The sequence below is a fragment of the Streptomyces mesophilus genome, from assembly GCF_011044995.1.
GTDB classification, from domain to species: Bacteria; Actinomycetota; Actinomycetes; order Streptomycetales; family Streptomycetaceae; genus Streptomyces; species Streptomyces mesophilus.
The window spans coordinates 19,251-29,969 of the sequence record NZ_JAAKZW010000090.1; the positions used below are offsets into that span (position 1 = coordinate 19,251).

Sequence of the window (10,719 nt, forward strand, 5' to 3'; positions counted from 1 at the left end):
CGTATGAAACTGCGCCTGTTCGCCGACTACCACCAGCTCGTTCTCACCGACGAGGCGTCCGAGAGCAGCCTGGAATCAGCCTGGACGGAGCAGACGCTGGCCGACCGGATCGCGGTCGCCGGCTCGACCTGCGGGATCCGGACCGAGGTGAACGTGGATGTGGACGTGGAGGTGTACTTCGCCGCGGAGCCGCCCGAGCTCGACGTCTCGTCCTTCGACCACGTCGTGGAGGCCGGCCTGGACATCCCGTCCGGCCGCTTGGTGGTGATGGGCTGCACGGACTACGGGCCGGACGCCGCCCGGCTCGACGTCCCGGCGGGGCCGCTCCGCATCCGGGTGCAGAAGTACAACTTGGCGCGGGCCGTCGAGGCGGACATCGACTCCGACGAGTCCGAGGACACGATGGAACGGATCCGGATCGACGTCTGGCCCGCTGCGTACGTACCGCCGCAGGTGTTCAAGCGGTGGGGTGCCTGAGCGAGTTCACGGCCGGGCACGTCAGTGCTCGGCCCCGAGGGTCCACAGCCGCACCGCCCTGCCTTCGTCCGCCGCCGTCCACCACACACCCGGACCCGCCGGGCGGGGGCTGCCGAAGACGGGTGCGGGGTAGGCGATCCGGCCGCGCAGTGACATGGTGCGCGGATCCACCAGCCAGTGGCGTGGGGTCTCGCAGTCGCCCTCCGTGCCGACCACGGCGCCGTCCTCGTAGGGGTACGCGCCTTCGTAATCCCACTCCACCGTGTCCTCACCGGGTGCCGGCGGCACGGCGTCCACCGCGTCGAGGCGGTTCGTCTCCGCGCCGTCGGCGGCGGCGTGGAGGTACAGGGCCCATTGCCCGGGGTCGGTGCAGAGGAAGTCGTGCCCCGAGGGGGAGACGTCCTGGATGAGCACCCCGTCGATGCGCTCGAAGGTCAGGCGCGTCCCGTCCCAATGACCCCACAGGGCGGGGGAGTCCTCGTCGCCCTCGCCCACGGACAGTCCCATGTACGGGCCGTGCGGATGGGGAGACGAGAACGAGCCCGACCCCACCGTCCCCGTACCGGCCCGCCCCAGGACCGTTCCGTCGAGCGCGTCGAGGACCAGCCACTCCTCGTCGGCCCAGGCCTGCGCCTGCCGTACGTGGGCCCAGACCAGCTTTCCGTCCGCGCGGAAGGCGGCCGAGCCGGAGTCGGCGTAGTCGTGACCCTCGTCGTTCGCGTACTCGGCGAACGAGTCGTGCACCAGAGTGCACTCACGCGCCGACCAGCACCCGTGCCGCACCTCCCAGCGCGTCGCCCCCGAGGCGTCCACGGCTCGCACGGCGTGCAGCCCGGAGAACACGGCGAGGTCACCGTTCGGCGAGAGCGTGACCGTACCGAAGGTCCGTGGCCACGGGGTGGGGAAGGACCGGATGTCACCCGACTCGACGTCGAGGACCGCGAGTCGGGCATCGCCGCGCTGCACGACCCGCCGACGTCCTCCCGAGTGCAGGACGAACGGGGCGTCCGCGGTGCCAGGCGCGAACGGGGTGGGGACCTCGGCCACGAGGCGGGCCGGTATGGGGGTGGACATGGCGTGCATGCTGCCATGACACCTCAACCGTCGGCCCCGAAACCGTCGGCCCCCTACACCGCCGGCCCCTCCACCGCAGATCGCCCCGCCGGATCCTGCGCCCGCAGCAACCGCAGGAACGCCTTCAGCCCCACGATGAGCTCCTCGTTGTCCGACAGCCGGTTCACCTTGTCCTCGAACTCCCGGGCCAGCTCGGCGTAGCGGCGGTCCGCCTCGTCCGCGCGGTGGTGGACCGAGTGACCCAGGGCGTCGACGGCGCCGCGCAGCTGGGCCAGGGCCCGGTACTGCTCCTCGGCCTTCTCCTCGAGCAGCTTCGTCGTGGATACGGAGCGGTCGACCCGGATCCGCAACTCGGCCACGTCGTCCCGCGGGAACTTCACGTCGCGCAGCAACAGGCCGAGTCTGCCGCGCAGTTGGGAGAAGTAGGCGCCCGCGGGGCGGAACGCCGTGCTCAGGAGGAAGAAGCCCGCGGCCCAGTAACCGGCGGCACGGCCGGCGGCCAGGCCCGCGGCGAGCACCACGGCGGCCGTCACGACATGTCCGGCGACGGCCACCCGCAGCATCATGCGGGCGATCCGCCGGGCCTCGGTGTCCCGCTCCTCCGGCACCGCGAGCCCCTTCTCGCGGCTGATCGCGATCTCGGCGAGGACGGTGTGCGCGCGGAAGTAGAGGTTCCAGGGGGCGGTCAGCAGCAGAAGCAACCACAGCAGGCCGAGGACGGCCGCCCCGACACCGAGCACGAGCTCGGGCGGCGCCCCCACCGCGTAGGCGATGACGAGCGCGAGCACTGCCGCTCCCGCGATGACGAATGCCCCCAACACCTTGCCCATGACGCCCCCTTGGCTCCGCCGGCTCCTGCGGGCATGGTCGCGCGAACGCGGCGGTCCGGCATGAGTAGCCGTACTCATGCCGGACCACCGGTCAACTTCGGGCCGTGTCGGTCAGCTCCAGGTCGGCGAACGACCGAACCCCTCCCCGTACGGCACAGGCCGGCCGGTGGAGGCGTCGAGCAGGACGCGGTCGCCGACCGGGCGGTCGAGCCGTACCGTCACCTTCTTGATCCGCAGCGCCGTGGTGCAGGGGCCGTCGGTCTTCACCCCGGCCACGGAACCGGAGAGCACCACGCTGTCGCCGTCCTCGAACACGGCGACCCGGGGCCCGTCGTCGCAGTCGCCATGCGTCGAGAGCACCGTCAGCGTGCGTGCGTCGACGGAGAACTTCAGCACCTGTTGCACCTGGCCGAGTTCACCGGGGTCAAGGCCGCGCGCCGGGCCGATCGGGGGCTCGGGGAGCTTCGACGGATCCAGCGCGGCCCGCTTCAGCGGGGTGTCGTATCCCTTCAGGGTGAACAGCCACGCGGGCACGGTCACCGGGCCGCGGCTCGACTCCAGTGTCATCCGGCCCGGTTCGACGCCGGTCACCGTGAGGTGATGCTTGTCGTCGAAGCTGCCGAACAGGCCCCGGAACGCGGCCCGCGCCGGGATGTGCGGCCGGGTGAGAGTGGTTCCGTCGGCGAAGCGCGCCTGGCCCGACGGCGGTGCGGTGGCGGGCAGTTCGCCGTCCAGTCGTGCACTCTGCATCCCGTACGCGAGCCGGTCCGCGGCGCTGTGGAAGCCGCCATCGGGCAGCTGGACGATCGGGCTCATCGGGTGGTACCCGGCGGCCCACTGCTCGGCGGCCCCCGAGCCGCTCCAGGCGGCGGCGACCTCCTGGGCCCTCGGGTGCGGGGCCGCGGACGCGGCCGGCGGTGACATCCGGGACCGGTCGCCGGCGCCGCCGGCCCGTTCGTCGCCGCAGGCCGCGAGCGCGGCCACCAGGGCGAGGGGCAGCAGGAGCACGGTGCGGCGGACGATGGCGGTGCGCATGAGGTCCCCCAGGAGGCGGCGGGCCGCGCGCCGGCGCGCGGCGGAGTACCCCGAGGACGCCCGGGAGGCGGCCGGCGTTCGGCCGCCTCCCAGTGTGGTGCAACCGTGGCGTCCCGGACACCCGCCGGACGCGGCCAGGTCACCCCAGTTTCACCGTCACCTTCTGTGTGGCACCCGCCGTCCCGCTCAAGTTGCCGAATACCAGCTTCAGTTGGGACCCGGTGGTCGCCGAGGTCACCGTCGCCGGCTTGGAGGTCACGGAGGCGACGGCCCGGTTCCAGGTCAGTGTCAGGGCGGTCTGCATCCGCATCGGATCGCTGACACAGATGACCGCCGTACCGTCGGACTTCTCCGTGATCATCACCGAGCAGGGTGCGCTCGCGGTCAGCGCCCCCACCGTCCCGCCGAACCAGAAGTTGACGCCGGTGAAGCCGAGCGAAGGCACCCGTACACCTTGCTGGTCATTGGTGTTGGCGAGGATCTGCAGCCAGGCGGTGTCGGCCGACCGCGCCGAGGTCTGGGCCGTGGTCGCGCCCGGCATCAGCAGATACGTGTACGACGCGTCGGTCGGGTTGTAGCCGTGGTCCACGTACAGGGTGAGGTACTTGCGGTTGAGCGCGGTCGTCGAGCCGCCCCTGTTGATGTCGCTCCACTTGCCGCTGCGGGAGTCCCGCAGCGCCTTCACCGTCGCACCGCCGGGGAACACATAGCCGCCGTGCCCGCCGATGTGCGCCCACTTCGCACCGGTCAGCGTCTCGGACCAGGGATACGTGGCCGGCTTGAGCGTGCCGTCGACCGTGAAGCCGCTGCTGCCGGCGGGGCCGAGGTTGCGGTTCTCGACCGTGGACTCGACGTTGACGTTGTCCGTGCACTTGATGCCCGCGCCCAGGCAGACGATCGCGTCGTCCAGGCAGAACCACGACTTCTTCGCCATCAGCGTGGACTGGAGCCCCCTGAGGTACTGGCCGACGGAGGCCCGCTGCCCGTCCGTCGCGCCGCCCACCCAGTTGACGTCCGGCATCGACGCACCCCAGTCGCCGCCTGCCGCGTCGGCGAGCACCTTGCGCGAGGCCGTGATGCCCGGCAGGCGGTACGGGTCGACGGTCGGCCAGAAGGCGTCGCTGTACTGCCCGTTGGCGTAGTCGGAGCCCCACCAGGAGAGCATTCCGGAGCCCGTGTGCCAGCCGCGCAGATTCTCGCCGTTGCCGGTCTCGTAGTACGTGATCCGCTTGTCCGCCATGCTGAGCGACGCGGCCCAGCCGGGTCTGCGGTGCGTCGCGCGGGCCATGTTCGGGAACAGCCGGTGGCCGGTGGGCTCGGCGAGGGCGGTGACGGCGGAGTCGTTCGCGACCGCGTGCAGCCGGGACAGGCTCACCACGTTCATCGACGGGTTCTGCAGCGGGGGACTGTAGTAGTCGCGCTGGATCCAGCCCTTCACCAGACCGCGCCAGCGCGCCTTCTCCGTGGCGCTCGCGCCCTCCGCGAGCAGCACGATCGAGGCGAGGATCGCGTGGCCGCGCAGATGGTCGCTCTGCATCACGGCCTTGGGGTCGGTGGCGGAGATGCCCCGGCTGATCGCGCGTCCGGACACGTTGTCCATGATCAGGCCGTTGTAGACGAACGGCGCCCACGCGTTCTCCACGGCGTCGAACACGATCTGCCGCTTCGGATCCGTCACCGCCCAGGTCGACCCGGCGAGCACCGCGAACAGCATGCCGAGCCCGCCGAGCAGAACGGAGCCGTAACTGCCGGTGTACGGGACGGTGGTGTGCTGGATGAACGAGCCGTCGGCGTAAAGACCGTCGCCGCCCGTGACGTACGGGAAGACGGGCGAGAGCGCGTCCCGGCCGAGCGCGATCTTCGCCGAGTTGGCGCCGACGACGCCGCGCAGGATGAGGACTCGGCACAGGTCGACGCGGTTCGCACCCGTCGAGGTGCCCGTGTAGGTGGCGACCGCCGAGTCCGGTACGAACTTGTCCACGGCCCGGCAGTAGTTGGCTATCTGGGTCGCGGAGAGGTGCTCGTACATCAGGACGCAGGTGTCGAGCAGCGCCTGCGGGGCGCCTATCTGCCAGCTGTACCAGTTGCCGAAGCGGGCCTGGTTCTCGTTGTAGACCCGGGCGTAGAGGTGGTCGAGCCCGGTGAGGATCGCCGTCCTGAGCGCCGCGTCCCCCGTCAGGCCCGTGCCCTGCTGGCAGTACGCCTGGGCCATGGTCTGCAGCCGGTAGTAGCTCTCCGCCATCCGGCCCGAGTAGCCGTACGAGTCCTGGTCGGTGTCCGGCTCCGGGTCCGCGAAGACCAGATCGGGCCAGAGCGAGCCGGTGGCCGGGGCCATGCTCGTGCGGTAGCCGCTCGCGCTCGTGCCCAGTTCGGCGAGCTTGGACTTGAAGGGCTCGGCGGTCGGGCTGAAGCCCGAACCGAGGAGCAGCGCACGCCACTTGGCGCGCAGGGTGTCGTGTTCCGTGGCGCCGTGGGCGATCCCGGTGAACAGCGGGACGCCGAGCGCGAACGCGCCCAGGGAAGCGGCGCCGGTGGTGGCGAGGAACGTGCGGCGGGACCAGGATCGCGTCATTGCGGTCTCCGGAGGGCGAGTGAGGAGCGGGGGAGTGGAGGAGCGGGGGAGTGGCCGGGTGGTGCACAGAGCGCGGTGGCGTCGGCGTACTTCGATGTACACCGACGCCACCACGCGTCACAAGAGGTCGAGTCCCGCCTCGATGATCAGACGGTGCGCACCTGCACCTTGTGCGTGGCGCCGTAACTGCCGCTCAGATCACCGAAGGTGAGCTTCAGCTCGCGGCCCGTCTCCACCGAGGTCACGGCGCCCGGCTTGCTCGTCACCGACTTCACCGGCCGCTTCCAGGTGAGCGTCAGGCCGGTGACCGTACGGGAGGGGTCCGAGACGCAGATCGTCGCGGTGCCGTCCCGCTTCTCACGGATCTGCACGCACGCCGGCGCGCTCGCCGTGACCTTGCCGACCGTCCCGGCCTCCCAGAAGTTCACTCCGGTGAAGCCGAGCGACGGGACCCGGACCCCTTGCTGCTGCGGGGAGTTCGCGGTGATCTCCAGCCAGTCGCGGTCCAGCGCGCGGGCGGCGGTGCGGGCCACGCTCGCGCCCGGCAGCATCACGTACGCGTACGAGGCGTCGGCGGGGTCGGTGCCGTGGTCCTGCCACAGCGTGAGGTAGCGCCGGGTGAACGCCTTGGGCGAGCTGCCCCGGTTGATGTCCTTCCACGCACCGGTGCGCTCCTCGCGCAGCGCGTTGAGCGTCGTACCGCCGGGGAAGACATAGCCCGCGTGCCCGGCGACATGCGCCCACTTCGTGCCCGCGCGCTTGGTGCTCCAGCCCTGCGTGGTGGGCTGCGCACTGCCGTCGAGCAGCAGCCGGGGCGCGCCCGAGGCGCCGAGGTTGCGGTTGTCGACCACCGTCTCCACGCCCGCGCCGTCGGCGGAGCTGATGCCGGCGCCGAGGCAGACGACCGTGTCGTCCAGCCAGAACCAGGCCTTCTTCGCGGTCATCGTCGAGAAGATGCCCCGCAGTTGCTGACCCGTCGTACCGAACTCGCCGTCCGTGACCCCGCCCACCCAGGCGAAGTCCGGCCTCGGGCCCGCCCAGTCGCCGCCCTGGCCGTCGGTCAGCGGCTTCTTGGAGACGGTGATGCCGGGGAGGCGGTACGGATCGACGGTCGGCCAGTAGTGGTCCGCGTACTGCTCGAGACCGTGGTCGGCGCCCCACCACTGCAGCCAGCCCGATCCGGTGTGCCACATCCGCAGGCCCTCGCCGTTGCCGGTCTCGTAGTGCGAGATCCGGGTCGAGGCCATGCTGAGCGAGGCGGCCCAGTCGCGGCGGCGGTGCGTGAGGCGGTCCATGTTGGGGAACACCCGGTGCTCGACCGGCTCGGGCGCCGGCTTGATCGCGTCGTCGGCCTCCAGCTCGTACAACTGCGAGGTACGAAGGAGGCTGAGCTTGGGGTTCTCCAGGGCCGTGCCGTAGTAGTCGCGGCGCATCCAGCCCTTGACCATCGCGTTCCAGCGGGCCTGCTGCTCGGGGCTCGCGCCCTTGCCGAGCAGCACGATCGAACCCATCACGCCGTGCGAGCGGTTGTGGTCGTCCTGCGGCAGCTGGAAGGGGTCGCTCGCGACCAGGCCGCGGGTGACGCCGCGGCTGGAGACGTTGTCCATCATCAGGCCGTTGTAGACGAACGGCGCGATCGCCATCTCGACCGTGTCGAGGAACTGCTGCGCACCCGGGTCGGTGACCTGCCAGGCCGAGTCGCGCAGGAGCGCGAAGAGCCGGCCGAGCCCGTCGTTGAGCACGGCGCCGTAGCCGCCGATGTACGGGATCGAGGTGTGCTGGATGAACGAGCCGTCGGCGTAGTAGCCGTCGCCCGTGGTGACGAACGGGAAGACGGGCGAGAGGGAGTCACGGCCGAGCGTGATCTTCTGCTCGCTGCCGCCGACGATGCCGCGCAGGATCATCGAACGGCACAGGTCCACGCGGTTGGCGCCGGTGGACGTGCCCGTGTACTTGTCCATCACGGAGTCGGGCACGAAGTGGTCCACGGCCCGGCAGTACTTGGCTATCTGCTCGGCCGTGAAGTGCTCGAAGAGCAGCACCGCGATGTCCATCAGGGACTGCGGGGCGCCGATCTGCCAGTTGTACCAGTTGCCGTAGCGGGCCTGGTTCTCGTTGTAGACCTGCGTGTACAGGTGCTCGACGCCGGTGATCACCGCGCCCTTGAGCCCGGCGTCGCCGGTCAGGCCCGAGCCAGGCTGCGCGTACGCCTCGGCCATCGTGTAGAGCTTGCCGAAGCTGGACTGGATCTGGCTGGAGAAGCCGTACGACTCCTGGTCGGTGTCCGGCTCGGGGTCCTTGTAGACCATGCCGGGCCACAGCGAACCGTCGGCCGGGGCCATGGTGTCCCAGTTGGCCTTGGCGTTCGTGCCGAGCGTGGCGAGCTTCGACTTGAAGGGCTCCGCGGTCGGGCTGAAGCCCGCACCGAGGATCAGCGTCCGCCACTTGGCGCGCAGCGCGGCGAAGTCGTCGGCGGTGGCCTCGCCGGTGAGCGCCTGTGCGCTGCCGGCGGTGAACGTACCGGTGAGACCGAGGGCTAGCGCAGTGCCGCCGCTGGTGGCGAGAAAACCGCGGCGGGACCAGGACGTCGACAGTGCGGTCATGGGAGAACTCCGGAGGGACGTACGACGGGGGGCAGGAGCAAGCGGTTTCTAACACGCAAGCGCTCAAACGCTCAATAGTTCGCACTGAGTTGATCGTTTCGATCGTTCAGTCCCTCGGGTTCCTGCTCCATCGGCCCGGCGCATGAACTGCCCGTCCCGGCGGATAGATTCCCCTTATGTCTTCGATACCCGGACCCGGCGGAGCGCCGCAGCCGAACCCCTATCAGCAGCCGTCCACCCAGCCTCCGCAGGCTCCGGTCCAGCAGAATCCGTACGCGCAGCAGGCCCCGCCGCCGTTCCCGCAGCAGACGCCGCAGGGCGGCCCGCCCGCCGGCCCGCCCGGGTTCGGGCCCCAGTTTCCGGTGCCGACGCCCGCGCCGCGCAAGGGAATTCCCGGCTGGGCTTGGGGGATCGGCGGCGTCGTGCTCGCCTCGGCCGCCTGGGCCGGAACGCTGTTCGCCACGGGCACGCTGTGGGCGAGCGGTGACTTCGGCGGGCACGCGTACGAGAAGGATCTGTGCTCGGTCGCCCAGCTGTCCTCCTTCGAGGGCCGCTACGAGAAGGGGACCGAGAAGAACGACGAGACCAAGTACTCCTCGAAGCGGCCGACGGTCGATCAGAGCTACTGCAGCTTCGACCTGAAGGACAAGGAGTCCACGGACGAGTACTCGAGCACGTACATCACCTACAACGCCACCTGGCACAAGGCCACGGACCCCTCGGAGGAGTACGCGGACCTCGCCAAGTCGAACGAGGACTACGACTACGAGGGCTCCAAGACCGTCGTGACGCGGCTCGACGGCATGGGCGACGAGGCGTGGCTGACGACGGAGACCGGCGACACCGACAAGGAGCTCAACCGGATGGAGGTGAACGTCCGCGAGGGCTGGTTCACCTTCCGGATGAGCTGGAGCGACTACAGCGCCTCGTCGTCCGGCGACAGCAAGGTCCCGTCCGCCGAGGACGTGGAGAAGTGGCTGGTCGCGGATGCGAAGGCGACGCTGAAGGAGCTGCGCTGAGTGCGGTGAGGGGCGCGGGAGTCGACGCACCTGAGGGACGCGGGAGTCGACGCACCCGAGGGGCGCGGGGTGTCGACTCCCGCGCCCCTCACGGGCGTTCGGCTCAGGCGGTCTGCCGCTCCGCCGCGTCCACGGTCTGCTCGAGCAGCACCGCGATCGTCATGGGGCCGACACCGCCCGGCACCGGGGTGATCAGACTCGCGCGCTCCGCGGCCGAGTTGAAGTGCACATCGCCCACGTTGCCCGGGTTGTAGCCCGCGTCGATGACGACCGCGCCCTGCTTGATGTCCTCGCCGCGGATGAACTCAGGACGGCCCACCGCCGCGACCAGGATGTCCGCCTCGCGGATCACCTCGGAGAGATTCGTCGTACGCGAGTGGCAGTACGTCACCGTCGCGTTGCGCCCGAGCAGGAGCAGGCCGACGGGCTTGCCGAGGATCGCGCTGCGGCCGACGACCACCGCGCGCTTGCCGGTCGGGTCCACGCCGTACGCGTCGAGCAGCCGCATGATGCCGCCCGGCGTGCAGGAGGCGAAGCCCGGCAGGCCGAAGCCCATCGCGGCGAAGGACGTCATGGTCACGCCGTCGACATCCTTCCCGGGCGCGATCGCCTCGAACGCGGCGCGCTCGTCGATGTGCTCGCCGACCGGGTGCTGCAGCAGGATGCCGTGCACGTCGGGGTCCTCGGACAGCTCGGTGAGGGTGGCGACGAGCTGCTCGGTGGTGATGTCCGCGGGGAGCTCCACATGGCGGGACTCGATGCCCGCCTTGGCGCAGCGGTTGCGCTTCATCTTCACGTACGTGACGGAGGCGGGGTCCTCGCCGACGAGGACGGTGGCGAGGCAGGGGGCCTTGCCGGTACGCGCGGTGAGTGCGGCGGCCCGTGCGGCGGTGCGGTCGCCGATCTCGCGGGCGAGGGCGGTGCCGTCCATGAAGCGGGCGGTGCGGGGGGTGCTGGTCATGGGGTGCTCCTGAGCGTCGGGTGCGGTCTCGATCGCCCAGGCGCGCGGCAGCGTTGGTTCCGGCCGCTCCCCGGTGGTGCTCCACCTTTTGCGCCAGTCGCGGCCACGTTCAGGGTAATCGACGGGGCGGTCGCGGTGGGGTGGGGGT

General features: G+C 70.7%; 8 protein-coding genes and 1 riboswitch. Of the genes, 2 read left to right on the plus strand and 6 right to left on the minus strand.

Annotated features, from left to right (window positions below):
• Window positions 1-3: 3 nt before the first annotated feature.
• Window positions 4-477, plus strand: a complete 474-nt coding sequence (locus G6045_RS21180; RefSeq protein ID WP_206343998.1) for a hypothetical protein — start codon at window positions 4-6, stop codon at window positions 475-477.
• A gap of 21 nt (window positions 478-498) precedes the next feature.
• Here the strand turns inward: G6045_RS21180 and G6045_RS21185 are convergent, their stop codons facing one another.
• The 5 genes from G6045_RS21185 to G6045_RS21205 form a co-directional block, all read right to left on the minus strand.
• The gene (locus G6045_RS21185) at window positions 499-1,551 is read right to left on the minus strand and encodes a hypothetical protein (RefSeq protein WP_165333613.1); all 1,053 of its coding nucleotides are present in this window, start codon (window positions 1,549-1,551) and stop codon (window positions 499-501) included.
• Window positions 1,552-1,604: 53 nt separating this feature from the next.
• Entirely contained in the window at window positions 1,605-2,381 is a 777-nt protein-coding gene (locus G6045_RS21190) for a hypothetical protein (protein ID WP_165333614.1), read from the minus strand.
• Window positions 2,382-2,492: 111 nt separating this feature from the next.
• Window positions 2,493-3,416 (minus strand): hypothetical protein, encoded by a 924-nt coding sequence (locus tag G6045_RS21195; RefSeq protein ID WP_165333615.1) that lies wholly within the window; start codon window positions 3,414-3,416, stop codon window positions 2,493-2,495.
• A gap of 139 nt (window positions 3,417-3,555) precedes the next feature.
• Window positions 3,556-5,988, minus strand: coding sequence for a polysaccharide lyase 8 family protein (locus G6045_RS21200; RefSeq protein ID WP_165333616.1), 2,433 nt, complete (start codon window positions 5,986-5,988; stop codon window positions 3,556-3,558).
• A 146-nt stretch (window positions 5,989-6,134) separates the two neighbouring features.
• Window positions 6,135-8,582 carry a polysaccharide lyase 8 family protein gene (locus tag G6045_RS21205; protein ID WP_165333620.1) on the minus strand — a complete coding sequence of 816 codons (2,448 nt, stop codon included), beginning with the start codon at window positions 8,580-8,582 and terminating at the stop codon, window positions 6,135-6,137.
• Between the two features lie 185 nt (window positions 8,583-8,767).
• On the opposite strand from G6045_RS21205, the gene G6045_RS21210 reads away from it, so the two are divergent.
• Window positions 8,768-9,610: a hypothetical protein gene (locus G6045_RS21210; protein WP_165333617.1), complete on the plus strand. Its 843-nt coding sequence runs from the start codon at window positions 8,768-8,770 to the stop codon at window positions 9,608-9,610.
• 103 nt (window positions 9,611-9,713) lie between these two features.
• Here G6045_RS21210 and G6045_RS21215 read toward each other — a convergent pair whose 3' ends face one another.
• Window positions 9,714-10,571 carry a bifunctional 5,10-methylenetetrahydrofolate dehydrogenase/5,10-methenyltetrahydrofolate cyclohydrolase gene (locus G6045_RS21215; RefSeq protein ID WP_165333618.1) on the minus strand — a complete coding sequence of 286 codons (858 nt, stop codon included), beginning with the start codon at window positions 10,569-10,571 and terminating at the stop codon, window positions 9,714-9,716.
• A 27-nt stretch (window positions 10,572-10,598) separates the two neighbouring features.
• Window positions 10,599-10,682, minus strand: a riboswitch (ZMP/ZTP riboswitch).
• Between the last annotated feature and the right edge of the window lie 37 nt (window positions 10,683-10,719).